The 23344-nt window shown below is 67.8% G+C and carries 24 protein-coding genes; 12 read left to right on the top strand and 12 right to left on the bottom strand.

Features of this window, described 5'->3' with window-relative positions; translation table 11 throughout:
• Positions 1-83: 83 nt before the first annotated feature.
• Positions 84-968: a myo-inosose-2 dehydratase gene (iolE, locus tag AX750_RS11995; protein WP_066726110.1), complete on the top strand. Its 885-nt coding sequence runs from the start codon at positions 84-86 to the stop codon at positions 966-968.
• Between the two features lie 199 nt (positions 969-1167).
• A complete protein-coding gene (iolB, locus tag AX750_RS12000; RefSeq protein WP_067254285.1) occupies positions 1168-1965 on the top strand; it encodes a 5-deoxy-glucuronate isomerase in 798 nt (265 codons plus the stop codon).
• Positions 1966-2075: 110 nt separating this feature from the next.
• Here the strand turns inward: iolB and AX750_RS12005 are convergent, their stop codons facing one another.
• The 8 genes from AX750_RS12005 to AX750_RS12040 form a co-directional block, all read right to left on the bottom strand.
• Positions 2076-2393, bottom strand: a complete 318-nt coding sequence (locus AX750_RS12005) for a hypothetical protein (protein ID WP_066726104.1) — start codon at positions 2391-2393, stop codon at positions 2076-2078.
• An 81-nt stretch (positions 2394-2474) separates the two neighbouring features.
• Entirely contained in the window at positions 2475-4262 is a 1788-nt protein-coding gene (locus tag AX750_RS12010; protein ID WP_245282379.1) for an ABC transporter ATP-binding protein, read from the bottom strand.
• 201 nt (positions 4263-4463) lie between these two features.
• A complete protein-coding gene (locus tag AX750_RS12015; RefSeq protein WP_066726098.1) occupies positions 4464-5312 on the bottom strand; it encodes an ABC transporter permease in 849 nt (282 codons plus the stop codon).
• Positions 5313-5436: 124 nt separating this feature from the next.
• Positions 5437-6468 carry an ABC transporter permease gene (locus AX750_RS12020; RefSeq protein WP_066726095.1) on the bottom strand — a complete coding sequence of 344 codons (1032 nt, stop codon included), beginning with the start codon at positions 6466-6468 and terminating at the stop codon, positions 5437-5439.
• Between the two features lie 174 nt (positions 6469-6642).
• On the bottom strand, positions 6643-8244 hold the full coding sequence (locus AX750_RS12025; protein ID WP_245282382.1) for an ABC transporter substrate-binding protein: 1602 nt from the start codon (positions 8242-8244) through the stop codon (positions 6643-6645).
• A 91-nt stretch (positions 8245-8335) separates the two neighbouring features.
• The gene (locus AX750_RS12030) at positions 8336-9760 is read right to left on the bottom strand and encodes an NAD(P)/FAD-dependent oxidoreductase (protein ID WP_066726089.1); all 1425 of its coding nucleotides are present in this window, start codon (positions 9758-9760) and stop codon (positions 8336-8338) included.
• Positions 9761-9807: 47 nt separating this feature from the next.
• On the bottom strand, positions 9808-10569 hold the full coding sequence (locus AX750_RS12035; RefSeq protein ID WP_066726087.1) for an SDR family oxidoreductase: 762 nt from the start codon (positions 10567-10569) through the stop codon (positions 9808-9810).
• A complete protein-coding gene (locus tag AX750_RS12040; RefSeq protein WP_066726366.1) occupies positions 10566-11555 on the bottom strand; it encodes an NAD(P)-dependent oxidoreductase in 990 nt (329 codons plus the stop codon). The genes AX750_RS12035 and AX750_RS12040 overlap by 4 nt, the downstream gene beginning before the upstream one ends.
• A gap of 306 nt (positions 11556-11861) precedes the next feature.
• On the opposite strand from AX750_RS12040, the gene AX750_RS12045 reads away from it, so the two are divergent.
• Both AX750_RS12045 and AX750_RS12050 read left to right on the top strand, forming a co-directional pair.
• Complete coding sequence (locus AX750_RS12045) at positions 11862-12119, top strand: hypothetical protein (RefSeq protein ID WP_066726085.1); 258 nt, start codon at positions 11862-11864, stop codon at positions 12117-12119.
• A 146-nt stretch (positions 12120-12265) separates the two neighbouring features.
• The gene (locus AX750_RS12050) at positions 12266-12565 is read left to right on the top strand and encodes a hypothetical protein (RefSeq protein WP_066726082.1); all 300 of its coding nucleotides are present in this window, start codon (positions 12266-12268) and stop codon (positions 12563-12565) included.
• A 107-nt stretch (positions 12566-12672) separates the two neighbouring features.
• Here the strand turns inward: AX750_RS12050 and AX750_RS12055 are convergent, their stop codons facing one another.
• Positions 12673-13317, bottom strand: a complete 645-nt coding sequence (locus AX750_RS12055; RefSeq protein ID WP_066726079.1) for a hypothetical protein — start codon at positions 13315-13317, stop codon at positions 12673-12675.
• Between AX750_RS12055 and AX750_RS25985 the strand changes: the two genes are divergently transcribed.
• From AX750_RS25985 to ybaL, 3 genes are all read left to right on the top strand, one after another.
• Positions 13307-13768, top strand: coding sequence for a hypothetical protein (locus AX750_RS25985; protein ID WP_156451789.1), 462 nt, complete (start codon positions 13307-13309; stop codon positions 13766-13768). The genes AX750_RS12055 and AX750_RS25985 overlap by 11 nt on opposite strands.
• Before the next feature lie 121 nt (positions 13769-13889).
• On the top strand, positions 13890-14210 hold the full coding sequence (locus tag AX750_RS12065; protein WP_066726073.1) for a polyhydroxyalkanoic acid system family protein: 321 nt from the start codon (positions 13890-13892) through the stop codon (positions 14208-14210).
• Between the two features lie 153 nt (positions 14211-14363).
• Positions 14364-16121 carry a YbaL family putative K(+) efflux transporter gene (gene ybaL / locus AX750_RS12070; RefSeq protein WP_066726070.1) on the top strand — a complete coding sequence of 586 codons (1758 nt, stop codon included), beginning with the start codon at positions 14364-14366 and terminating at the stop codon, positions 16119-16121.
• 167 nt (positions 16122-16288) lie between these two features.
• On the opposite strand, the gene AX750_RS12075 is transcribed toward ybaL, so the two are convergent.
• A complete protein-coding gene (locus AX750_RS12075) occupies positions 16289-16702 on the bottom strand; it encodes a DUF3830 family protein (RefSeq protein ID WP_066726067.1) in 414 nt (137 codons plus the stop codon).
• Between the two features lie 130 nt (positions 16703-16832).
• On the opposite strand from AX750_RS12075, the gene AX750_RS12080 reads away from it, so the two are divergent.
• Together AX750_RS12080 and AX750_RS12085 are read left to right on the top strand one after the other, a co-directional pair.
• A complete protein-coding gene (locus AX750_RS12080; RefSeq protein ID WP_066726064.1) occupies positions 16833-17102 on the top strand; it encodes a type II toxin-antitoxin system ParD family antitoxin in 270 nt (89 codons plus the stop codon).
• On the top strand, positions 17095-17385 hold the full coding sequence (locus AX750_RS12085; protein WP_066726060.1) for a type II toxin-antitoxin system RelE/ParE family toxin: 291 nt from the start codon (positions 17095-17097) through the stop codon (positions 17383-17385). The genes AX750_RS12080 and AX750_RS12085 overlap by 8 nt, the downstream gene beginning before the upstream one ends.
• Positions 17386-17398: 13 nt before the next feature.
• Here the strand turns inward: AX750_RS12085 and AX750_RS12090 are convergent, their stop codons facing one another.
• Together AX750_RS12090 and AX750_RS12095 are read right to left on the bottom strand one after the other, a co-directional pair.
• Positions 17399-18469: a patatin-like phospholipase family protein gene (locus AX750_RS12090; RefSeq protein ID WP_066726057.1), complete on the bottom strand. Its 1071-nt coding sequence runs from the start codon at positions 18467-18469 to the stop codon at positions 17399-17401.
• Complete coding sequence (locus AX750_RS12095) at positions 18466-19251, bottom strand: 3-hydroxybutyrate dehydrogenase (RefSeq protein WP_066726054.1); 786 nt, start codon at positions 19249-19251, stop codon at positions 18466-18468. Before AX750_RS12095 ends, AX750_RS12090 begins: the two co-directional genes overlap by 4 nt.
• Before the next feature lie 126 nt (positions 19252-19377).
• Between AX750_RS12095 and AX750_RS12100 the strand changes: the two genes are divergently transcribed.
• The 3 genes from AX750_RS12100 to AX750_RS12110 all read left to right on the top strand — a co-directional run bounded on the left by AX750_RS12100 (position 19378) and on the right by AX750_RS12110 (position 23340).
• Positions 19378-19920, top strand: a complete 543-nt coding sequence (locus AX750_RS12100; protein ID WP_082737675.1) for a transcriptional repressor — start codon at positions 19378-19380, stop codon at positions 19918-19920.
• Between the two features lie 28 nt (positions 19921-19948).
• On the top strand, positions 19949-21223 hold the full coding sequence (gene ispG / locus AX750_RS12105) for a flavodoxin-dependent (E)-4-hydroxy-3-methylbut-2-enyl-diphosphate synthase (protein WP_066726051.1): 1275 nt from the start codon (positions 19949-19951) through the stop codon (positions 21221-21223).
• Between the two features lie 116 nt (positions 21224-21339).
• Positions 21340-23340 carry a potassium transporter Kup gene (locus tag AX750_RS12110; RefSeq protein WP_082732972.1) on the top strand — a complete coding sequence of 667 codons (2001 nt, stop codon included), beginning with the start codon at positions 21340-21342 and terminating at the stop codon, positions 23338-23340.
• The last annotated feature ends 4 nt before the right edge of the window (positions 23341-23344 follow it).

Raw genomic sequence — 23344 nt, forward strand, 5'->3', positions numbered from 1 at the left:
CCTCTGATGGATCCCGGTCTTCGCTGCGCGAAGCCCAGGATGACGGGCGAAGACGATCAGCGAATGGAAGAAAGACCCCACACATGATCCGCATCGGCGCAAACCCCATCGGCTGGTCGAATGACGACATGCTGGAGATCGGCGGCGACATTCCGCTCGAGACCTGCCTGAGCGAGGCCCGCACGGCCGGCTTCACCGGCATGGAGCTCGGCAACAAGTTCCCGCGCACCGCCGCCGCGCTGAAGCCGATCCTCGACGCCCATGGCCACGCACTCGTCTCGGGCTGGTACTCGACCGAGCTTTTGATCCGCGACGTCGCCGCCGAGATGGAGGCCGTGAAGGCTCACGCCACCCTGCTGCGCGACATGGGCTGCACCGTTCTGATCGCGGCCGAGACCTCGAACGCCATCCACTCCGACATGGCCAGGCCGCTCTCGGCCCGCCCGGTGCTGGCGAAGAACGACTGGGCGCCATTCGGCGCGCGCTTCACAAACTTCGCCCAGGGCCTGAAAGCCGAATACGGCCTTCAGCTCGTCTATCACCACCATCTGGGCACGGTGGTGCAGACCGAATCCGAGATCGACCGCTTCATGGCCGTCACCGGCGACGCCGTCGGGCTCCTGCTCGACACCGGCCACGCCACCTGGGGCGGCGGCGATCCCGCCCGCATCGCAAGGCACTGGAAAGCGCGCATCCACCATGTCCACTGCAAGGACATCCGCGAGGCCGTGATGTGGCAGTCCAACAGGGAGGACTGGTCCTTCCTGCAATCGGTGCTGGCCGGTGTCTACACCGTGCCGGGCGACGGGCTGATCGACTATGTCCGCGTGCTCAAGGAGCTGCAGGGCTATTCCGGCTGGATCGTCGTCGAGGCCGAGCAGGACCCGAAGAAGGCAGAGCCCGCAACCTATGCGAAGCTCGGCCACGCCAATCTCAGCCGCTTCGTCAAGGAAGCGGGGCTGGGCTGATCAACCTCCCCCGTCATTCCGGGGCGCCCGCAGGGCGAGCCCGGAACCCATAACCGCAGGTGTCGACGAACAGTCCGGAACGCCGCCACCCTGTCCGGCATCGACAGCGGTTATGGGTTCCGGGCTCTTCGCTGACGCGAAGCCCCGGAATGACGGCGCGGTTCGCCAGCCAGTACCTTAGACCTCAAGGACGCACCCCATGTCCCACCTCAAGATCCGCCCCACCGGCCGCCACGGGCTCGTGACCCGCGTCACGCCTGACAGCGCCGGCTGGACCTATGTCGGCTTCGAGCTGCACCGGCTCAAGGCCGGCGAGAGCGTGTCGGCGGCGACGGGCGATCGCGAGGCCTGCCTCGTCTTCGTCACGGGCAAGGGCGAGGTCGCGGCCGGCGGACAGGCTCTCGGCACCCTCGGCCAGCGCATGAGCCCCTTCGAGGGCAAGCCCTGGTCGCTCTATGTCCCGCAAGGGTCGGACTGGTCGGTGACGGCGACCACCGATCTGGAACTCGCGGTCTGCACCGCGCCCGGCTTGAAGGGCGGCCTGCCGGTGCGGGTGATCGCGCCCGACGATCTCGGCCAGGAGATCCGCGGCAAGGGCAGCAACACCCGCCACGTCACCAACATCCTACCCGAGAACGAGCCGGCGGATTCGCTCCTCGTCGTCGAGGTGATCACGCCGGCCGGTAACACCTCGAGCTATCCGCCGCACAAGCACGACCAGGACGACCTGCCGCGCGAGTCCCATCTCGAGGAGACCTATTACCACCGGCTGAACCCGCCGCAGGGCTTCGGCTTCCAGCGTGTCTACACCGACGACCGCAGCCTCGACGAGGCCATGGCGATCGAGGATGGCGACGTCGTGCTGGTGCCGAAGGGCTACCACCCCTGCGCCACCTGCCATGGCTACGATCTCTATTATCTCAATGTCATGGCCGGCCCGAAGCGGACCTGGAAGTTCCACAACGCCGCCGAGCATGAGTGGCTGACGAAGCTGTGAGGCGGCCGATGTCCTGGCGTCGTTCTCGGGCTTGCCCCGAGAACCTCAGGACGAGAATGCTCGAGCCGGAGATGGTCGGGTCAAGCCCGACCATGACGACGCGCCCCCCCTCACCCCCCGCACTTATAAACCGTCCCGGTCGTCGACGGCCCCTTCCACTTGATGTCGGCGACGCTGGTCAGGACATGGGTGCCGCCGAGATCGGCCGCCCGGATCTTCAGCCGCGAGATCGCAGCGTCCCGCGCCTTGTCGAGGATCAGGACGGAATGCAGCTCGGAGGCGCCGTCGATCTCACCGAGGCTGGTGCAGGATTCCACCACCGCCTTGTTGTCCGTCAGCACGACGATGTTCGACCGCGAGGTCGGGATCGCGCAGGCGCCGAGCAGGACGGGCAGCACGAGGGCCGGCAGCAGCGGGAGACGGGGCATGAAGGCTGTCCTCGGGCGGTGGCGAAACATCGTCCGCCATGATCCGCCGCTTTGCCGCAAATTCAAGGCGCGATCGGCTGGCTAACGAGCAGTCGGCCCGCCGAGATGCAGCACGGCGTCGAGCAGCGTGCGCGCATAGTCCGTCTGCGGCGCGGCGAAGAGCGAGAGGCTCTCTCCCTGCTCGACGATCCGCCCGTTCTGCATCACCACGGTGCGCTCGCACATCATCCGCACGACGTTGAGGTCGTGGCTGACGAAGAGCAGCGCCAGATCGTCCTCGCGCCGCAGCCGGTCGAGCAATTGCAGGATCACCGCCTGAACCGAGACGTCGAGCGCCGCCGTCGGCTCATCGAGGATCAGGAGTCGCGGCCGGCAAGCGATGGCGCGCGCGATGCCGACGCGCGCCTTCTGCCCGCCCGAGAGCTGGTGCGGGAAGCGCTCCAGCAGACTGCTCGGCAGCCCGGCGCGCTCCGCGCATTCGCTGACGCGGGCAGTGAGCGCCGCCCCGTCCTTCATGTTCAGAAGCCGCCGCAGCGGATGGGCGATGCAGTCGAAGGCGTTGAAGCGCGGGTTGAGGCTGTCGGTCGGGTCCTGGAAAACGATCTGGATGTCCTTGCGCAGCGGCGAGCGGTGGAAGTCGCGCGCGGCTTGAGTGCCGATCGCCTGGCCGTCAAACAGGATCTCGCCCTCGCTGGCGTCGATCAGCCGGCAGACCAGCCGCGAGATCGTGCTCTTGCCCGAGCCGGATTCGCCGACGAGGCCGAGGCTCTCGCCGGCCCGGATCGCGAAGGAGACGTCGTTCACCGCGACCACGCCGCGGTCATAGCGCTTCACCAGGTTCTGGACTTCGAGCAGCAGCGGCGTGCCCGGCGCGGGCTTGGCCTTTCTTGAGCCCTCATCCTGAGGAGAAGCCGCAGGCTTCGTCTCGAAGGATGCTCCAGGAGGCTCCGAGACCACTGAACCATCCTTCGAGATGGCCGCTGGCGCGGCCTCCTCAGGATGAGGGCTGTGGGCGACGGCAGACGGCGCCAAGGCCTCCGGCGCCAGATCGGCGATCGTCGAGGTCGCTGTCGGGGAGGCTGCGACCAGGCGCTTGGTGTAGGGGTGCTGCGGCGCGCTGAACAGGGACAGCGGCTGTGCCTCCTCGACGACCTTGCCCTGCTCCATCACGCAGACGCGCTGGCAATAGCGCGAGGCCAGTCCGAGGTCGTGCGTGATCAGGATCATCGCCATGCCGCGCTCGGCGGTGATCTGCGACAGCAGGTCCATCACCGTCTTCTGCGTGGTGACGTCGAGCCCCGTCGTCGGCTCGTCGGCGATCAGGAGCTTGGGTGCGCAGGCGATCGCCATGGCGATCATGACGCGCTGGCACATGCCGCCCGAGAGCTCGTGCGGATAGGCGTCGAGCCGCTTCTCGGGCTCGCGGATCAGCACCGCCTTGAGCAGCTCGAGCGCCCGCGCCCGGCCCTCGCCCGCCGAGATCGGCTCATGGGCCATGATCGCGTCGGCGATCTGCTGGCCGACCGTGCGGATCGGGTTCAGCGCGCCGCGCGGATTCTGGAAGATCATCGAGATCGCCGCGCCATGCAGGCGGCGCAGCTGCTTCGACGACGCCGTGGTGATGTCCTCGCCGGCGAAGCGGATGCGGCCCTGGCTGACCCGGCCCGACGCATCGAGCAGCCGCGTCACCGCAAAGGCCGTCACCGACTTACCTGAGCCGCTCTCGCCGACGACGCCCAGCGTCTCGCCGGCTGCGACCGAGAAGGACACGCCACGCACGGCCTCGACCAGCCCCCGCCGCGTCGAGAAGGTGACGTGCAGATCGTCGATGGCGAGGAGGGGGGCGGTGCTGGCAGGCATAGTGTTCATGGTCTCGCGCCCGTGGCTCGGACCCTCTTCGTCATTCCGGGGCATCGCGCAGCGATGAGCCCGGAACCCAGAACCGATGCCGGCTGGGCAGGAGGCGAAGCACGTCCCGTCATTTCCGCATAAAGCCTGAGGTTCTGGGTTCCGGGCTCGCCCCTTCGGGCCGCTCCGGAATGACGGAGAGGTTCCGGCATGAAACGACCATCACGTCCGCATCCGCGGGTCGAGGATGTCGCGCAGGCCGTCGCCGAGCAGGTTGAAGCACAGGACCGTCAGCATCAGCGCCAGCCCCGGAAAGGCGACGAGCCACCATTTGCCGGTCGAGATGAAGCGCGCGCCCTCCGCGACCATGATGCCCCATTCCGGTGTCGGCGCGGAGACGCCGAGCCCGATGAAGGAAAGCCCCGCCGCGTTCAGGATCGCCCAGCCGAGATTGAGTGAGACCTGCACCGCCATCGCCGGCAGCACGTTCGGCAGCAGGAAGCGCAGCACCACCGAGACATGGCTGTCGCCGCTGGCGCGCGCCGCCTCGACCCAACCGGCATTGCGGCGGACGTTCACCTCGGCTCGCGCGAAGCGGATATAGAACGGCAGGTTGATGATCGCGGTCGCGATGACGATGTTCTCGACCCGGTTGCCGAGCGCGGCGACCATCGCCATCGCCAGCACGAAGAGCGGGAACGCCATCAGCACGTCGACGAAGCGCCCGACATAGCGATCGAGCCGCCCGCCGGTATAGCCGCAGAGGGCGCCGATGACCGCGCCGAGCACAAAGGAGAGGCTGACGGCAGAGGCCGCGATCGCGAGGTCGAGCCGCGCCGCCACGATCAGCCGGCTGAACACGTCGCGGCCGAGCTGGTCGGTGCCCGCCCAATAGATCGCGCTCGGCGGCTTCAGCGCATTGGCGACATCCGACGCGATCGGGTCGAACGGCACGATCCAGGGGCCGATCACGGCGAGCACGCAGAGAATGAAGGCGCCGGCGGCGGCGACCGCCGTGACCGGGTTGCCGCGCAGGATCCAGACGGTGTGACGCAGCGTCGAGGAGGTCATGGCGCAAAGACTCCGCCGTCATTCTCGGGCGAAGCGAAGCGCAGACCCGAGAATCTCGCGCAGGAGACCCTCGTTTCCGAGATGGTCGGGTCAAGCCCGACCATGACATGTGCTGAAAAACCCCTCATTCCACCGACACCCGGGGATCAGCGATGCCGTAGAGCACGTCCACGGTCAGGTTCACCACGACGAAGATCGAGGCCATCAGCAGCACGAAGCCCTGCACAGGGGCGTAGTCAGACGAGAGCAGCGCATCGAGTGCATAGGAAGCGACGCCGGGCCAGGAGAACACCTTCTCGACGAGCACGTTCGCGCCGAGCATGGTCGAGAACACGATGCCCGCGATGGTCAGCACCGGCAGCAGCGCGTTGCGCAGCGCATAGGTGACGATGACCTTAGCCGGCGGCAGCCCGAGCGAACGCGCGGTGCGGACGAAATCGCTGCCGAGCGAAGCCAGCATCGCCGCCCGCGTGATGCGCGCCAGCGGCGCCACCACGAACAGCGCCATCGTCGTCGCCGGCAGCACGAGCTGCGCCGCGGCGGCCCGCCAGCCCTCCCAGTCGCCCGCCAGCGCGAAATCGATCAGCAGGAAGCCGGTCACGCGCGGCGGCAGCGAGGTGAAGATGTCGACGCGCCCCGTCGGGTCGGGCGCGAGGCCCAGCAGATAATAGAAGGCGTAGATCAGCAGCAGCCCCGAGACGAAGGTCGGCACGCAGACGCCGAGCGCGCAGATGAAGCGCACGAGATGGTCAATCCAGGAGCCCTGCCGCAGCGCCGCCGCGACGCCGAGCGGGATCGCCGTCAGCAGCGCGATCAGCAGCGCCGAGAAGGTCAGCTCCAGAGAGGCCGGCAGCCGCGATTTGAGATCCGCCAGCACCGGCTGCCCCGTGGTCAGCGAGCGGCCGAGATTGCCTGAGCCGATATCGCCGAGATAGCGCAGCAGCTGCTCGGGGACCGGCTTGTCGAGGCCCATCTGCTTGCGGATCATCTCGATCTCCTCCTTCCCGGCGCTGGGGCCGGACGCGAAGAACACCGCCGGATCGCCCGGCAGCACCCGCATCAAGAGGAAGGTGAAGACCAGCACGCCGAACAGCGCCGGCAGCGACGAAGCGAAGCGCCAGCCGGCCCGTTTGGCGGTGGTGGAGAGTTGCGACATGAGTTGTCTCGCTCGCCCTTGATCAATTCCTCACCGTCATCCTGGACAAGCCGCGAAGCGGCGCAGGCCGGAATCCATCATAGGGCACCGCAGTGCTTTATGATGGATCCCGGGACTTCGCATGCGCGAAGCCCCAGGATGACGGTGTGCGTTTGCGAGCCGATCAGCCCAACATCACTTCCGGCTCAGATCCCGGAAGTCGATCTGCCGGTGGAACTGGTAGACATAGCCCTCGATCGAGGGCGCCATCACCGCGTCCTGCGAGGGCTGCCAGAGCGGGATCTGCGGCATCAGCTCGAAATGCCGCGTGTTGAGCTGCTTGCCCAGCGCCGCATACTTGGCCATGTCCGGCTCGAAGCGGGCGGTCTGGGCCCAGTCCGTGATCTGCGGATCGTTGATCGAGGAATAGTTCCAGCGGATCGGGCCGATGTAGAAGTTGCGGTAGAAGTAGTCCATCGAAGGCAGCCAGGCGACGATGCCCTCGGTGAAAAACGGCACCTTCTTCTCGTTGATCAGCGTCGACATCTGCGCGTCCGGCAGCTTCTGGATCTCGACCTTGATGCCGATCTTGGCGAGCGCCTCCTTCAGCAGCGCCGCCATCGGCTCGGCCGTGCCGGCCTGGCCGACATTGAAGGAGAAGGTCGTCGAGAACCCGTCGGGGAAGCCCGCCGCGGTCAGCAGCTTCTTGGCCTCCGCGAGGTCGGTCTTCACCGGCTGCGGGATCGGGAAGGTCTCGCCCGTCGGCGCCTTGCCATCCGCCCAGGTCGCGCCATAGAGCGGCTTGCCGCGGCCGAACAGCGCCGCCTTGAACATGTCCTCATAGGGCAGCGCATAGGCGATCGCCTTGCGCACCTCGAGCTTGTCGAAGGGCGGCATCTGGTTGTTGAACGAGACGAAGGTGATGGCGTTGTATTGCGGGGTCGAGATGACCTTGAGCTTGCCCTTCTTCTCGAGATCGGCCGCGTCGGTCGCCTGCAGGTCGATGGCGATGTCCGCATCGCCCTTCTCGACGAGGTTGGCGCGGGTCGCCGCCTCGGGAATCGTCTGGGTGATGATGCGCTTGAAGGCGGCGGGCTTGTCGGCCGAGCCGCGGTTCCAGTCCGGATTGCGGCGCAGGATCGTGGTCTCGCCCGGCTTGAAGCTCTCGATGATATAGGCGCCGGAGCCGGCGGTGTTCTCCTTCAGCCAAGCCAGCGCCCAGGGGTCCTCCGGCGTCGCCTTCGACTTGGCGAGCTTGGAGTTGAAGATCACCGGATAGACCACGGCGAGATTGGCGAGCGCCAGCTTGTCCGGCTTCGGCAGCGTCACCTCGAAGGTGTGGGCGTCGACGACTTTGAACTGGTCGGGGCTGGTCAGCGAACCGGTCAGAAGCTGGCCCTTGCCGAGCACATTGGCCGTGACGGCGCGGTCGAGCGACCACTTCACGTCCTCCGCCGTTACCGGCGTGCCGTCGTGGAACTTGGCGTCCTTGCGCAGCTTGAAGGTGATCTTCAGCCCGTCGGGGCTGACCGTGTAGCTCTCGGCGAGCTCGGGCTGGAACTTGTCCAGATCGAAGACCCATTTGCCGTCGAGCTGCTTCTTTCCGAAAGAGAGCAGCCGGTCATAGGTCAGGAGCGAGAGGCCGAAAGCCTCGCGGGTCGAGCCCGGAATGTTCGGATCGAGCGTGTTGATCGCGGCGCCGGTGACGTGGCGCAGTGTCTCGGCGCGCGTCTGCGCCAGAGCCGGCAGCGCCGTTGTCGTCAACAGTGCCGCCGCGAGGCAGGCGGTCCGCAGCATGCTCATGATGATCCCCTCTGTTTTTGTGGTTCGGTCGACAGGTTGGTTCCGAACGGAACAGGATGCAAGCGGGGTGCCATGCGCGCCACGCTCAGCCCGCCGCCGCCGGGGGCCGGATCACCGCCTGCGGCTCGTCATAGGCCTGGAATTCCGCCCAGAGCCCTTCGATGTCGGCGCGGAACAGACCCCGGGTCAGCCCGCTCACCAACCGGGGCACGGCCGTCGTCATGGCGTTGATCGAGGAGCCCGAGGCGCCGAAGCTCATCGTCGAGGCGATGCTGAAGAGATGGATGTCGGCGATCCAGGGCGTCGCGCCGGGCACGCGTTCGGTCAGGGCATAATCGTCGGCGAGATAGGGAAAGCGCGCCAGCCGCTCGTCGCGCTCGGCGACGGGCGGGGTGTAGCGATCGCCCCAGGAGGCGATGTTGCCGGCAAAGCGCGCGAGTTCCGGCCGCGCGGCGAAGTCGATCTCGATGCCGGACGCACAAATCACGAAATCCACGGTCAGGCCGCCGGACGGCGTCGCCAGTTCGACCCCTCCCAACCCGTCGATGGCGCTCGCGACAGGCGATCCCAGATGCAGCCGAAAGGCGTCGTGGGTGGCGCAGCGATCATAGGTCGCCTGCGGAAACCCCTCGCGCAGCCCCATGATCGCGCTCATGAAACGCCAGCGCCAGGCATCGTCGAGATCGCCGAGATGGCGCAGGAAGCCGCGGAAGGTCAGCCAGCGATAGGGCTGCACCACCTGGATCTCCTGGCGCCGGCAGAGCAGATGCACCTCGGCGGCCCCGGCCTCCAGCGCGGTCGCGGCATTGTCGAAGGCCGAGGCGCCGGCGCCGATGACGGCGACGCGCTTGCCCGCCAGCGCCGCGAAGTCGATCGCTTCCGCGCAATGGGCCCGGCGCGTCGGCGGCAGCGCCGCAATCACCCCCGGAAAGCTCCAGTCGCCCATGCTCTCCTGGCCGGTCGCCAGCACGACCTTGCGCGCATAGAGCCGGCTCTCGACGCCATGGCTGCGGACCGTCAGCGCCAGCAGCCCGTCCGCGGGCGCGATGTCGACGACCTCGGCCTCGTTGCGGACGGGCAGGCCGGTGACATGGCGGAACCAGTCGAGATAATCGGCCCAGTAGCCCTTCGGGATCAGCGCCAGTTCATTCCAGCTGTCGGCGCCGTATTTCGCCTCATGCCAGGACTGGTAGGTCAGGCTCGGCACGTCGAGGTCGGGGCCGGTGAAGTCCTTCGGGCTGCGCAGCGTGTGCATCCGCGCATAGCTCCGCCAGGGGCCCTCCTGCCCGGCCGGCGCCTTGTCCAGAACCAGGATGTTGTCGACGCGCGAGCGCAGCAGGCCGAAGGCCGTGGCGAGGCCACACTGGCCGCCGCCGACGATGATCACGTCATGGGCCGGCTGGCCGTCCGGCCCCGTCTTCGGCGTCAGCCAGGGTGCACGCGGATGGGCGATGCGGGCGAGATCGGCCGCGACGCGGCTTTCGAGCAGGGAGAGACCGTCATGTTTCATGGCCGCCCCCGATGCAGCGTTCATGCCGTCCACGGCGCCCTCTCCGCTCAGGCCGCCAGCCAGCCGCCATCGACCACCATCGTGGTGCCCGTGCTGAAGGATGAGGCATCGCTGGCGAGATAGAGGGCGGCCTGCGCCACCTCCTCCGCGCGGCCGAAGCGCTTCATCGCATGGCGGTTGCGCGAGGCCTCCCGCACCGGCTCCGGATCGGCATGGCGGGCGAAGCTGCGTCGCAGCATCGGCGTGTCGATGGCACCGGGCGCGATCGCGTTCACGCGGATGCCGTCGGCGGCGTAATCCAGGGCCATCGTCCGCGTCAGCGAAAGGATCGCGCCCTTCGCGGCGATGTAAGCGCTGTTGCCGCGCCCGCCGGCGAGCGCAAGTTGCGAGGCGAAGGTCACGATCGCTCCGCCGCCGCGGGCCTGCATCCGCGGGATCGCCGCGCGCGCGAACAGGAAGGTGCCGCCGACATTGGCGCGGAACACGGCCTCCCAATCGTCGGGCGCCGTCGTCGTCACCGTGCCGCCGCAGGAGAACCCCGCCGCGGTCACCAGCACGTCCGGGCCGCCGAAACGGGCCTCGCAGGCCGCCACGGCTGCCTCGGCCAATCCAGGCTCACCCACATCGCCGCACTGGACAATGCCCGCGCCTCCCGACGCGGTGAGCTTCGCCAGCGTCTCCGCGAGGCCGGCCTCGTCGCGGTCGACCAGCGCGAGCTGCGCGCCCTCGGCCGCGAACAGGAGCGCGATCGCCTGGCCGATGCCAGAGCCCGCGCCCGTCACCAGGGCCGTCTTGCCGGCGAGCTTCATCGTCCCGTCTCCATGCTTCGTCCGTGAGCCTGCCACCAGGCGGCCAGCCTGTCGGCCGACGCCAGCCCCTCGGTCTGAGCCGACCAGCCGATGTCATGCGCGATCCGGGCCACGGCCATCGGCGCGCGGTCGGACGGGCCGTGGAAATCGATGGTCGCCGCCTCGCCCGGCTCGGCCAGGCGGCAGACGAAACCCGGGAAGGCCTGCGCCAGCCGCTGCCCCCAGTCGAGCAGCGTGAAGCGCGTTCCCGTCGAGACATTGTAGACGCCGTGGCCCAGCTTCTCGGCTGCGGCCACCGCCAGCAAGGCGTCCGCCACGTCGGGAGCGTAAATCCAGTCCCGAAGACCCGGCCGCGGCAGGATCGCGGGCTCGCCCGCCACGGCTGCCGCCAGGATCTGGCAATGCGGGCTCAGCGTGTCGCGCACGCCCGTCGCATGCTCCCAGGGCCCGAAGACCCCGCTCAGCCTAAGACTCACCACGTCGAGCCCCCAGAGATCGCCGAGCCGTGCACCGACCCGTTCGCTGGCCCATTTCGTGATGGCATAGAGCCCGACGGGATCGCCCGGTGTCGTCTCCTCCAGTTCGGCGACACGCTCGCCGGTCGCGCCATAGGCGGCCGCCGAGCTCAGATTGACCACCCGTCGCACGCCGGTCGCCCGCGCCGCCGCCAGGATCGGCACCTGCGCCAGGAGATTGACCTTCAGCGTCGTCGCCGGGTCGCTTGCGTCCCGCTCGCGCCCGGCGGTGATCGCCGCGCCCATCACGACGAGATCGGTGCCCGGCTCGATCGCCGCCGCCACGGCGGCCTCGTCGGTGACGTCGCCCTGGATGGCGATGAAGCCGCCCGGCAGCTTGGCGAAGGCCTGCAGTGCGGCCTTAGGGATCGGCGAGCGGTCGAAAGCCGTCACCGCATGCCCGGCGCGCAGCAGCGCCTCTGCGATGTTCAGCCCGACGAAGCCGGCCCCGCCGAAGATCAGAGTTCTCACCAAGGGACCTTTCGTCGGGTCAGGTGGCGCCGGCCATCCGCAGGGATGCGGCGCGTTCGCTGGAGAAGAGCTTGCGGCCGCAGCTAAGGATGCCGCCGTCGCGGCGGCAAGCCGCATCATGCGCGGAGGCCTGCGCGTTCTCGTCGGGGCGTGCCGCATTGCAAGGCGCGCCCTCATCGGCTAGGGCTCCGCCATCATCCTCCGGCCCCGTTTCACCGCAGCGGCCCGGCGCTTCGTCGCCGCGCCCCGAGGCGACCCTATCCCCGCGCGGCGCCGGTCCTGCCCATCGTTGCAGAGGAGCCTGTCATGGCCCGCAAGAAATCGAAGCCGCTCGAGGCTGAGTTCGTGATGTTCGACGTCGTCTATGTCGATGGCTCGCGCCGCTCCAACCGGCGTGTGCCCACCGCCCTGCTCGGCGGGCTCGACGGCGATGAACCGGCCCGCGACGCCATCATGGAGCAGGACCGCCTCATCGCCGAGAAGTCCGGCATGCCGCCGCTCGAAATCGCCAGCCTGACCCGCTCGGGCAAGCCGGCCGAGAAGCCGGCCCGCAAGGCGGGCTGAAACGGCCGACGGCGCGAGACGCGGCGGGTGTTCGACAAGCAACGCGCACAGGGATTTAACCCAAAAGGCGCCCTTGTCCTTGACCTGCCCAAGCTCCTGCATTTTAGTCCAAGCAGCCTTTGGGAGGCTGCAAAAAGGGACAAGAAATGCGTACCATTCTGATTGTCGGAGCTCTGGCGACTGTGCTCGCCGGCTGCCAGACGGCGCAGGAGTCGCTCGCCGATGCTGAGATCACCTGCGAGGCGCAGGGCTTCCGCCCCGGCACGCGCGCCTATCAGCAGTGCCGCTCCGCCAACTACGTGGAAAACCGCCGCGCCTCGAACGAGGCCGGCAGCGCGGTGGCGGCCGGCGTTGCCGCCGGTGTCGTCGGCGGCGCGATCGCGGCCTCCGCGAACCGCGGCTATTATCGCCGTGGCTACTATTACGGCCCCGGCTACTGGTGGTGAGATCACGGCGTGCCGCTCGCGCGGCGCGCTGACGCAAAGAGCCCTGCCGCAGCGATGCGGCAGGGCTTTTTCATTGCGACGTTGATCGCTTCGACCGTGCGTCGGGATCAGCGCTTCGTGGAGCGCCGGCGCGGGGGCGGGTTGTCGCTCGTCGTCGCCGAGGCGATCAGCGACCCGATGACATAGACCGCGATGCCGACGCCGATCATGGCGGCGATGGGCTCGCGCTCGGCCCTGTGTGCGATCATGCGGCTTCCGTAATCGGCATAGTCGCGCGCCTGATCCACATAGTCGCGAGCCTGGTTGCGCGCACTGCCGGAATGGCTGCGCAGCCACTTCTCCCCGTTCTTGAGCAGGCCTTCGCCCGAATCGACAGCCTCGCTGCCATAGCCCTGGAGCATCCGCGTCCAGCGGCCGAAATCGGGCTGGTAACGCTCGAAGCGGGAAGGCGAGGGGCGCATGGCGGCCCAGGCGATCAGGCCGACGCTCAGCGCGCCGAGCCCGAAAGCGGCCAGCGGATGCCGCTCCACCGCGTCGCGAACCGCCTCGCCGCCCTCGCGCGCCATTTCCATGGGGTCGGATTCGGTCAGCGCATCCTTGGCGCGCTGATAGCCGTCGCGAACAGTGTCGGTCGCCTTCTCGGCCAGATTGGAAGCCTTGGCGCGGACGGTACCGGCCAGGTTCTCGGCATCGTCCCGAGCCTCGTCGATGCTCTTAGGCACGTCGGGCGGGAAGCTGTTCATGGTCGCCATCGTCGGATCTCCTCATGCGGGCGGCGAAAGGGAATGCCCGTGCGGGCGCCGTCGCCGGCGGCTCGGGCCGTTGCGGAGAGAACGACCCATGGCCGGGAGTGTTCCCGAGGAATCCGCTCGGCTGGCACATCGAGCGGACGGAAACAGAGAAGGCGGCATTGCGACGCAGCATCGTCACGAGGAGGCCGCGATTGGATGCGATCCCTCGATTCCCATCCTGCAGAGAAAGGAGACGCGAATGGATGTTCAGCACCTCCTCATCCCGCACCCCGGAATCCTCTCGGATCCGGAATGGATCGCCCTGGAGAGCATCGAAGAGCAGACCTCACGCTTCGTCTTCGACGACTCGATGCTGCATGTGCTGGCGGATCGCGGCCTGGTCGAATCCGCCGGCGAAAGCTGGCGCATCACCGAGCATGGCCAGCGCCGCCTGAACGAGCGCGACGCCTGACCGCTCGGCGATGAGGGATCGAACCACGGCCGGCCGCACCGCGCGCCGGCCGTTTTCGTTCTGGAAATCGGGACCACCGCTCCCCATTCTCGGGGCACAGCCCGCCGCAGCAGGATCCGCCATGGCCAAGCCCGTCAGCATCACCGTCTCCCACGAACTCGGCCGCGAGGGCGCCGTCGCGCGCCTGCGCGACGGGCTCGACCGCATTCGCGACCGGCTGGGCATGGTGAAGATGGATCTCGTCGAGGAGCACTGGGAGGGCGACAGCCTGCATTTCGGCGTGGCCGCTCTGGGTTATACCGTCCGCGGCCGGCTCGATGTCGAGCAGACGCTGGTCAGGGTCGAGATGATGCTGCCCTGGGTCCTGGCTGTCTTCGCGGAAAAGCTGAAGATTGGCGTCGAGAAGCAGGGACAGATCCTGCTCGAAAAACCGCGAGCCTGATCTCTTCGTCGCGAAACCTGCGCGAGACTGACCATCGCAGCCGCGTTTTCGGTCCGACCGCGCGCTTCACTGTTGAAATTGCATAGGGCAGCCGCCATGGTCGCCGCTCGCACCCGATTTGCCTCCGACGCCTTCTGACCGACCGGGAGACCCATGCATCACGGCCCGCTGATCGCCATTCTCGTCGCGGGCCTCGGCCTGGCCTTCGTCTTCGGGGCGCTTGCCCAGAAGCTCCGCATCTCCCCCCTGGTGGGCTATCTCGTTGCCGGCGTCGCGGTCGGCCCTTTCACCCCCGGCTTTGTCGCCGACCAGAACCTCGCCAACGAACTGGCCGAGATCGGCGTCATCCTGCTGATGTTCGGCGTCGGCCTGCATTTCTCGCTGAAGGACCTGCTGTCCGTGAAGGCGATCGCCGTGCCCGGTGCCATCGTCCAGATCGGCGTCGCGACGCTGCTTGGCATGGGCCTCGGCCTGCTGATGGGCTGGGGCTGGATCGCCGGCCTCGTCTTCGGGCTGGCGCTGTCGGTGGCGAGCACGGTCGTGCTGTTGCGGGCGCTGCAGGAGCGGCGGCTCGTCCAGAGCGAGAAGGGCAAGATCGCCGTCGGCTGGCTGATCGTCGAGGACCTCGCCATGGTGCTGGCGCTGGTGATGATCCCGGCCGTCGCCGACGCGCTGCACGGCGCCCAGCCCGGTATCCCCTCGCCGCTCTCGAGCCAGTTCGACCTCGGCCTCTGGGGTGTTCTCGGCTTCACGCTGATGAAGGTCGTTGCCTTCATCGCCTTCATGCTCGTCGTCGGGCGGCGCGTCATTCCCTGGATCCTGCACTGGGTCGCCCATACCGGCTCGCGTGAGCTCTTCCGCCTCGCCGTGCTGGCGGTGGCGCTCGGCGTCGCCTTCCTCGCGGCCAGCCTGTTCGGCGTCTCCTTCGCGCTCGGCGCCTTCTTCGCCGGCATGATCCTGAGCGAATCCCCGCTGAGCCAGCGCGCGGCGGAGGAATCGCTGCCGCTGCGCGATGCCTTCGCGGTGCTGTTCTTCGTCTCGGTCGGCATGCTGTTCGACCCCGCGATCCTGCTGCGGGCGCCCGGACCGCTGCTGGCGACGCTGGCGATCATCCTGATCGGCAAGTCGCTCGCGGCCTGGCTGATCGTGCGCGCCTTCGGCAAGTCGAACGGGGTGGCACTGACGATCTCGGCCTCGCTCGCGCAGATCGGCGAGTTCTCCTTCATCCTCGCCGGGCTTGGCGTCTCGCTCGCGATCCTGCCGCCGCAGGGCCGCGACCTGATCCTGGCCGGCGCGATCCTCTCGATTCTGCTCAACCCGGTGCTGTTCGCGCTGGTCGACCGCTTCGCCGGCGACGCTGCGCCCAAGCCCAAGCCGACGCCATCCCCCGCCGCGGGCGTTGGTGACGCCTCCCCACCGGTATCCGCGGCGGAGCCGGCGCCCGATCTCGACATCACTCCGACCACGCTCTCCGACCACATGGTCGTCGTGGGCTATGGCCGAGTCGGAGCGCTGCTCGGCGCCGGGCTCAAGGCGCGCGGCGAAAAGGTGCTGGTGATCGAGGAACAGGGCGATGCGGTCGCGACGGCGCGGCGCGACGGCGCGGAGCTGCTGCTCGGCAATGCGGCCGATCCGGCGGTGCTGGCGGCCGCTGGTCTCGACCGGGCGCGGCGGCTCTTCGTCGCCATCCCGCAGAGCTTCGAGGCGGGTCAGGTCTGCGAACAGGCGCGGCGCGACAACCCGGCCCTGCCGATCGTCGCCCGCGCCCATTCGGACGCCGAGGTGGCGCATCTGACCCGCTGCGGCGCCACGCTGACGATCATGGGCGAAGCCGAGATCGCCCGCGCCATGCTGGCGCTCTGCGGGGCCGGAGAGCCGCCTGATGCAAAGGACGCGACGCCGGCGGCTTGAACGGCGAAACAACTGGCTCGGAAACACCGGCCGTCATCCTGGGCGAGCGAAGCTCGACCGGGATCCATCGGAGGACTGCGACGGCGCTCAATGATGGGTCCCGGCCTGCGCCGCTACGCGGCTTGTCCAGGATGACGGGGTTCGTCGGCGCCAGACCTGAGGCGATCTCAGACCATCTCGAACCGGATGTCCTGCGCGCCTTCCCAGAGCGTCTTGCGGCCGAGCGTGTAGAGGTTCTCGAGCCCTGAGGTCAGGGTGATGAAGTGGTTGCCGGCGAGCTGGCCCATCTTGCTGGCGAAATGCACGCCGCCATAGGCGAGCAGGATCTCGGTCTCGCTGATGCCGCCCGGATAGAGGATGATCTGCCCCGGCGCCGGATAGCTGGTGTGGTTCTCGTAGCCGACGCCGAAATCGAGATCGCCGAGCGGCATCCAGACGCCCTCGCCGCTCCAGCGCACATGCACGATCTTGCTGGTGAACGGCATGTGCCGGAGGAAGGCGGCGCAGGTCTTGGGCGCGTTTTCGAGCTCGAGCTTGGCTTCGAAGGTGAAGGGACCGGCGGTGACGATGAGCTGGGACATGCGGGTGCGCCTCTGAGATGGATGCCGTTACCGCCGGGAACGCCCTGAGGGGGCCGAGCCACGAGACGGTAGAATAAGATTATTTGTGAAATGATCTTATCCCGATTACCCTAGCATAAGGAGGTGCGCCATGGCGACAATGACGATTTCCTTGCCCGATCCGATGAAGGAATGGATCGAGGCCCAGATCAAGCAGGGCGAATACGCGAGCACGAGCGACTATGTCCGCGACCTCGTCAGGCGCGATCGCGAGCGACGCGCGCATCCCGAGCTGACCCTGGCGGATCTCCAGCGCATCGTCGCGGAATCGCGCGCCAGCGGCACCAGCGAAAAGACACTGCCGGACATTCTGGCTCAGGCGAAACGTGCTGCGGAGGTCAAGGCTGGCCGCAATGGCTGATTTCAGGCTGACGAAAAGAGCGGAGGCCGATCTATTCGACATCGCCCTGTTCGGCCTGGAGCGGTTCGGCGAACGGCAGGTCGAGGCCTATCTCGCCGAACTCGATCACGTCTTCGGCCTGCTGGCTGACCATCCACGCATGGGCCGCGTGGCCCAGGCCATCGCGCCGGGCGTGCGGCGCCACGAGCATCGCGCGCACGTCATCCTCTATGAAGAGATGCAGACTGGCGTCCGGATCCTCGCCGTCGTCCACGCCAGCAGCCTCCGCAGACTGACGCTGTGACGGCGCTCGGCCGCTACGAGAACGCCGCCTTCAGGTCGAGCGTCCCGACCGTGCCGATCGCCTCGTAATTGCGCTTCAGCCAGCGCCTGGCCGCCGCACGACCGATGTCGCGCAGGCGCAGCAGGAAATCCCAGTCCGCATTGAGCCGCGAGGAGGAGGTCATCTCCGCCAGCGGCGGGCCGCCATCGATCCGGTGCATCAGCACGCGCTTGTACTCGTTCTTGTCGAGCTTGCCGCTGTCGACCAGCCGGTTGACGAAGTCGATAGCGCGCAGTTCGCGCAGCAGCGAAGCGTTGAAGGTGATCTCGTTCAGCCGGTCCTGAATGTCGCGCGCCTTGGTCGGCAGCTCCTTGCGCAGCAGCGGGTTGATCTGGACCAGCAGGATGTCGTCGCCCGCCGCCTCGTAGAACAGCGGGAACAGCGCCGGATTGCCCATATAGCCGCCGTCCCAATAGGCCTCCTTGCCGATCTCGACCGCCTGGAACAGCATCGGCAGGCAGGCCGAGGCCATCAGATGGTCGGCGGTCAGCTCCGGCCCGTTGAACAGCTTGATCTTGCCGCTGCGGACATTGGTGGCGGCGATGAACAGCTTCACCTGCGTGCAGGCGCGGACCTTGTCGAAATCGATCAGATCCGCGATCACCCCGCGGAGCGGATTGATGTTCAGCGGGTTGATGTCGTAGGGGCTCGCCACCTTCGAGAACATCTCGAACCAGAGCATGCCCGGCGGCACGCCGTTGCTGCCGCCCCAGGCGCCGAGCAGCGTGTCGATCAGCGAGCGCTCGGAGCCGCCATATTTCCCGTCGACGCTGATCGCCCGCCAGAAGGTCTCGAGCTTGCTGCGCGCGCCCTCGGGCCCGCCCTCGATCCAGCCTTCCGCCAGCACGACGGCGTTCATCGCCCCCGCGCTGGTGCCCGACAGCGCCTCGATCGCGAGCCGCCCATCCTCCAGGATCGCGTCCAGCACGCCCCAGGTGAAGGCGCCATGCGCGCCCCCGCCCTGAAGCGCGAGCGAGACCGATTTCTGCGCCTTGGGGCCGGCGAGCCCCAGGATGGGCGATGCCGCTTTCTTGCGGCCGGTCACGCGGCGGTCCAGCCGCCATCCATCGGCAGCGTCGTGCCGGTGATCGACTTGGCCGCATCGGTGCAGAGGAAGACGGCGAGCGCCGCCACCTGCTCGACGGTGACGAACTCCTTGGTCGGCTGGGCCGTGAGCAGCACGTCGTTGATGACCTGCTCCTTGGTCAGCCCGCGCGCCTTCATCGTGTCGGGGATCTGCTTTTCCACCAGCGGCGTCCAGACATAGCCCGGCGCGATCGCGTTCACCGTGATGCCCTTGGTCGCGACCTCGAGCGCCACCGTCTTGGTGAAGCCGGCGATGCCGTGCTTGGCCGCGACATAGGCACTCTTGTAAGGCGAGGCGACGAAGGCATGCGCGCTGGCCGTATTGATGATCCGGCCCCAGCCCTTCGCCTTCATCTTCGGCAGCGCGGCGCGGGTGGTGTGGAAGGCCGAGGACAGGTTGATCGCGATGATCTGGTCCCACTTCGCCAGCGGGAACTCGTCGACCGGAGCGACATGCTGGATGCCGGCATTGTTGACGAGGATGTCGACGGCGCCGAACTCGGCCTCCGCCTGGGCGATGAAGCCGGCGATCTCCTCGGGCTTGGTCATGTCGGCGGCCGAGAACAGCACCTTGACCCCGAACTCGTTGGCCAGTTCGGAGCGCAGCGTCTCCGCCTCGTCGGCGGGCAGGATGCCGTTGATGACGAGATGGGCGCCCTCCTTGGCGAGAGCCCTGGCATAGGCGAGCCCGATGCCGGAGGTGGATCCGGTGATGGCGGCCGCACGGTCTTTGAGAAACATCGGCGTCTGGGCTCCTGACAATCGCTCGAAAAGTGCTTAGGTTCGGCCGGACAGGGCAGCGCCGCCGCGGCGGGACCGCCCGGACAGGATCGCCGCACGTTGCCCGATGACCCTTCGCAACGCAACATGACCAAAATGCAGCCGCACGCCCACAGCCATGGCGACCATGCCCATGCCTCGCACGAGGCCGGCGAATGCCGCCATGCCCATGACCACCGCGCCCATGCCGAGGAAGCGCTCGCCCGCGCCGAGCGGATCTGCCGCGAGCGCGGCCTGCGCATGACGCCGATCCGTGCCAAGGCGCTGCAGGCGCTCCATGCCGATCACCGGCCCGTCGGCGCCTATGATCTCGCCGACCGCATCTCGCCCGCCGGCGGGCGCCGGCTGGCGCCGATCTCGATCTATCGTGCGCTGGATTTCCTGGTCGAGCAGGGCTTCGTCCACCGGCTCTCCTCGCGCAACGCCTATGTCGCCTGCCTGCACGGCCATGGCGCGGGCGATGTGGTCGCCTTCCTGATCTGCGAGGCCTGCGGCGGCGTCGACGAGGATTCCTCGCCGGCGATGAAGCAGGCCGTAGCCGCCATCGCCCAGTCTCGCCAGTTCGCCCCCTCGCATCAGGTCGTCGAGATCGTCGGGCGCTGCGAGCATTGCCGGAACCTGCAGTCATGAACGGAACGCGCGAGACGGAGCACGGCCGATGAACGAGCGGGCCCTCCCCTGCCTCGGCGCCGAGCATTCGGGGCCGCAGCCGCGCCATCTCACCGTGCCCGTGCGCGTCGGCAATGTGCTCGTCGGCGGCGGCGCGCCGATCGTCGTCCAGTCGATGACGAACACCGACACCGCCGACATCGCCGCCACCGTGGCGCAGGTCGCGGCGCTCGCCCGGCAGGGCTCGGAACTCGTCCGCATCACGGTCGACCGCGACGAGGCGGCGGCTGCCGTGCCCAAGATCCGCGAGCGTCTCGACCGCGTCGGCATCGACGTGCCGCTGATCGGCGATTTCCATTATATCGGCCACAAGCTTCTGGCGGAGCATCCGGCCTGCGCCGAGGCTCTGGCGAAATACCGGATCAACCCCGGCAATGTCGGCTTCAAGGACAAGAAGGACCGCCAGTTCGGCCAGATCGTCGAGCTCGCGATCAAACACCGCAAGGCCGTCCGCATCGGCGCCAACTGGGGTTCGCTCGACCAGGAGCTGCTGACCGCGCTGATGGACGAGAACGCGCTCCAGCCGCGCCCGCTCGATGCCCGCGCCATCATGCGCGAGGCGATGGTCCAGTCCGCCCTGCTCTCGGCGGTTCGGGCGGAGGAGATCGGGCTCGGCAAGGACCAGATCATCCTCTCCGCCAAGGTCTCGGGCGTGCAGGACCTGATCACGGTTTACCGCATGCTGGCCCAGCGCTCCGACTACGCCATCCATCTCGGCCTCACCGAGGCCGGCATGGGCTCCAAGGGCATCGTCGCCTCCTCGGCGGCACTCGGCATCCTGCTGCAGGAGGGCATCGGCGACACGATCCGCTTCTCGCTGACGCCCGAGCCCGGCGGCGACCGCACACTCGAGGTCAAGGCGGCGCAGGAACTGCTGCAGACCATGGGCTTCCGCGCCTTCGTGCCGCAGGTCGCCGCCTGCCCCGGCTGCGGCCGCACCACCTCGACCGTGTTCCAGGAACTCGCCCGCGACATCCAGGACTGGATCGCCGGCTCGATGCAGGACTGGAAGACGCGCTATCCCGGCGTCGAGGCGCTGAACGTCGCGGTGATGGGCTGCATCGTCAACGGACCGGGCGAATCCAAGCATGCCGATATCGGCATCTCGCTGCCCGGCACCGGCGAGGAGCCGACGGCTCCGGTCTTCGTCGACGGAAAGAAGGTCAAGACCCTGCGCGGTCCGGCGATCGCCGCCGAATTCAAGGCGATGGTGGCCGACTACGTGACCCAGCGCTACGGCCGGCGCGCCGATGCGGCCGAGTGACACGACGGCGCAACGCCTGTCGTGTTCCGGATGCATGACGGTGCCTTTGCGTGAGGACGCCGTTATGCTAGAGGCCCCGGCCTTTCGCTGCAGCGCAGCGCGCGCGGAGATCCCCGATGGGGCATGACCTGACGAATCCCCCGACCCAGAGGACGGAGGATTCCCGTTTCGGCCTGGACAACGGTCACAACGGACATCACGGCCCGGCCAAGCATGGCCATGGCAGCTACGCGGCGCTGGCGCTGGGCGCGCTCGGCGTCGTTTATGGCGACATTGGCACGAGCCCGCTTTACGCCCTGCGCGAAACCGTGCTGGCTGCGACGGGCGCGGCCTCGGGCGGCCATGGCGGCGCGTCCGACATCGTGCTGGCGGCCCCCATCCCGCGTGAGATCATCATCGGCGTTCTCTCGCTGATCCTCTGGTCGCTCGTCATCGTCGTCACGCTCAAATATGTCGTGCTGCTGCTCAGCGCCGACAACAACGGCGAAGGCGGCACGCTCACCCTCGTCGCCCTGGCGCAGCGGGCCCTGGGCCGCATGCGCGGTGGCGTCGTGCTGTTCCTCGGCATGGCCGGGGCGGCGCTGTTCTACGGTGACGCCGTCATCACGCCGGCGATTTCCGTGCTGTCGGCGGTGGAGGGCATCAAGCTCGTGACGCCGGCGCTCAACGACTATGTCGTGACGATCGCCTCGGGCATCCTGATCGCACTCTTCCTCGTCCAGAGCCGCGGTACCGCGAAGGTCGCGAATTTCTTCGGCCCGATCATGATGGTCTGGTTCCTGACGCTCGCAGGCTTGGGCATCTATCACATCGCCGACGATCTCGGCGTCTTCGCCTCGATCAACCCCTATTGGGGCTTCCGCTTCTTCTTCGACCATCCCGGCGTCTCGCTCGCCGTGCTCGGCTCAGTCTGCCTGGCGGTGACGGGCGCCGAGGCGCTCTATGCCGATATGGGCCATTTCGGCCGCGGGCCGATCCGCAGCGCCTGGATCTGGATGGTGTTTCCGGCCCTCTGGCTCAACTATCTCGGCCAGGGCGCGCTGATCCTCTCCGACCCCACGGCCATCGACAACCCCTTCTACAAGCTGGCCCCGGAAGGCTTCATCCTGCCGCTCGTGGTGATGGCGACGGTGGCGACGATCATCGCCAGCCAGGCCGTGATCACCGGCGCCTTTTCGCTGACGCGCCAGGCGATCCAGCTTGGCCTGCTGCCGCGCCTCGAGATCCGCCACACCTCGGAACAGACTTCGGGCCAGATCTACATCCCGCGCATCAACGTGATGCTGCTGGTCGTGGTGCTGCTGCTGGTCTGGACCTTCCGGACCTCGTCCAACCTGTCGCATGCCTATGGCATTTCGGTCTTCGGCGCGATGATGGTGGATTCGCTTCTGGCCTTCATCGTCATCTGGAAGGGCTGGCGCTGGTCGCTGGCCGCCACGCTGGCGGTGGTGACGCCCTTCCTCGTCATCGACGTCGCCTTCTTCGCGGCCAACATGCTGAAGCTGTTCAGCGGCGGCTATGTGCCGGTGCTGCTCGCGATCATGCTCATCGTCCTGATGTGGACCTGGGTGCGCGGCACCAAGATCCTCTTCGACAAGACCCGCAAGACCGACGTGCCGCTGCTCGAACTCGTCGGCATGCTTTCCAAGAGCCCGCCCTATCGGGTCAAGGGCATGGCCGTGTTCCTCACCAGCGATCCCGAAACCGCGCCGGCCTCGCTCCTCCACAACCTCAAGCACAACAAGGTGCTGCATGAGCGCAACGTGATCCTGACCGTGCGCTCGGCCGACACGCCGCGCGTCGCCGAGGAGGAGCGCGTGCGGCTCTCCCGCATCACGGACGATTTCTGGCGGGTCGACCTCGTCTATGGCTACATGGAGAGCCCGAACGTCCCCAAGGGGCTGGCCGTGCTGCGCAAGCAGGGCTTCAAGTTCGACATCATGTCGACCTCGTTCTTCCTCTCGCGCCGCTCGATCAAGGCCTCGCCGCAGTCGGGCATGCCGGTCTGGCAGGACAATCTCTACATCTCGCTGACCAAGAGCGCGACCGACGCCACGAGCTTCTTCCAGATCCCGACCGGCCGCGTCGTCGAGGTGGGAACGCAGGTCACGGTGTGACGGC

It is taken from the genome of Methylobacterium sp. CCH7-A2 (genome assembly GCF_001557075.1).
Taxonomy (GTDB): Bacteria; Pseudomonadota; Alphaproteobacteria; order Rhizobiales; family Beijerinckiaceae; genus Allobosea; species Allobosea massiliensis.

What these genes read in the sequence shown, in the direction of transcription:
- AX750_RS12035 (WP_066726087.1), bottom strand. Translation starts at nt 10,569, where the DNA reads ATGAAGCTCGCCGGCAAGACGGCCCTGGTGACGGGCGCGGGCTCTGGC.
- AX750_RS12065 (WP_066726073.1), top strand. Translation starts at nt 13,890, where the DNA reads ATGGCCAAGCCCGTCAGCATCACCGTCTCCCACGAACTCGGCCGCGAG.
- AX750_RS12025 (WP_245282382.1), bottom strand. Translation starts at nt 8,244, where the DNA reads ATGCTGCGGACCGCCTGCCTCGCGGCGGCACTGTTGACGACAACGGCG.
- ispG (WP_066726051.1), top strand. Translation starts at nt 19,949, where the DNA reads ATGAACGAGCGGGCCCTCCCCTGCCTCGGCGCCGAGCATTCGGGGCCG.
- AX750_RS12110 (WP_082732972.1), top strand. Translation starts at nt 21,340, where the DNA reads ATGGGGCATGACCTGACGAATCCCCCGACCCAGAGGACGGAGGATTCC.
- AX750_RS12050 (WP_066726082.1), top strand. Translation starts at nt 12,266, where the DNA reads ATGCGTACCATTCTGATTGTCGGAGCTCTGGCGACTGTGCTCGCCGGC.
- AX750_RS12045 (WP_066726085.1), top strand. Translation starts at nt 11,862, where the DNA reads ATGGCCCGCAAGAAATCGAAGCCGCTCGAGGCTGAGTTCGTGATGTTC.
- iolE (WP_066726110.1), top strand. Translation starts at nt 84, where the DNA reads ATGATCCGCATCGGCGCAAACCCCATCGGCTGGTCGAATGACGACATG.
- AX750_RS12075 (WP_066726067.1), bottom strand. Translation starts at nt 16,702, where the DNA reads ATGTCCCAGCTCATCGTCACCGCCGGTCCCTTCACCTTCGAAGCCAAG.
- AX750_RS12055 (WP_066726079.1), bottom strand. Translation starts at nt 13,317, where the DNA reads ATGGCGACCATGAACAGCTTCCCGCCCGACGTGCCTAAGAGCATCGAC.
- AX750_RS12085 (WP_066726060.1), top strand. Translation starts at nt 17,095, where the DNA reads ATGGCTGATTTCAGGCTGACGAAAAGAGCGGAGGCCGATCTATTCGAC.
- ybaL (WP_066726070.1), top strand. Translation starts at nt 14,364, where the DNA reads ATGCATCACGGCCCGCTGATCGCCATTCTCGTCGCGGGCCTCGGCCTG.
- AX750_RS12020 (WP_066726095.1), bottom strand. Translation starts at nt 6,468, where the DNA reads ATGTCGCAACTCTCCACCACCGCCAAACGGGCCGGCTGGCGCTTCGCT.
- AX750_RS12100 (WP_082737675.1), top strand. Translation starts at nt 19,378, where the DNA reads ATGACCAAAATGCAGCCGCACGCCCACAGCCATGGCGACCATGCCCAT.
- AX750_RS12095 (WP_066726054.1), bottom strand. Translation starts at nt 19,251, where the DNA reads ATGTTTCTCAAAGACCGTGCGGCCGCCATCACCGGATCCACCTCCGGC.
- AX750_RS12080 (WP_066726064.1), top strand. Translation starts at nt 16,833, where the DNA reads ATGGCGACAATGACGATTTCCTTGCCCGATCCGATGAAGGAATGGATC.
- AX750_RS12010 (WP_245282379.1), bottom strand. Translation starts at nt 4,262, where the DNA reads ATGAACACTATGCCTGCCAGCACCGCCCCCCTCCTCGCCATCGACGAT.
- AX750_RS25985 (WP_156451789.1), top strand. Translation starts at nt 13,307, where the DNA reads ATGGTCGCCATCGTCGGATCTCCTCATGCGGGCGGCGAAAGGGAATGC.
- iolB (WP_067254285.1), top strand. Translation starts at nt 1,168, where the DNA reads ATGTCCCACCTCAAGATCCGCCCCACCGGCCGCCACGGGCTCGTGACC.
- AX750_RS12015 (WP_066726098.1), bottom strand. Translation starts at nt 5,312, where the DNA reads ATGACCTCCTCGACGCTGCGTCACACCGTCTGGATCCTGCGCGGCAAC.
- AX750_RS12005 (WP_066726104.1), bottom strand. Translation starts at nt 2,393, where the DNA reads ATGCCCCGTCTCCCGCTGCTGCCGGCCCTCGTGCTGCCCGTCCTGCTC.
- AX750_RS12030 (WP_066726089.1), bottom strand. Translation starts at nt 9,760, where the DNA reads ATGAAACATGACGGTCTCTCCCTGCTCGAAAGCCGCGTCGCGGCCGAT.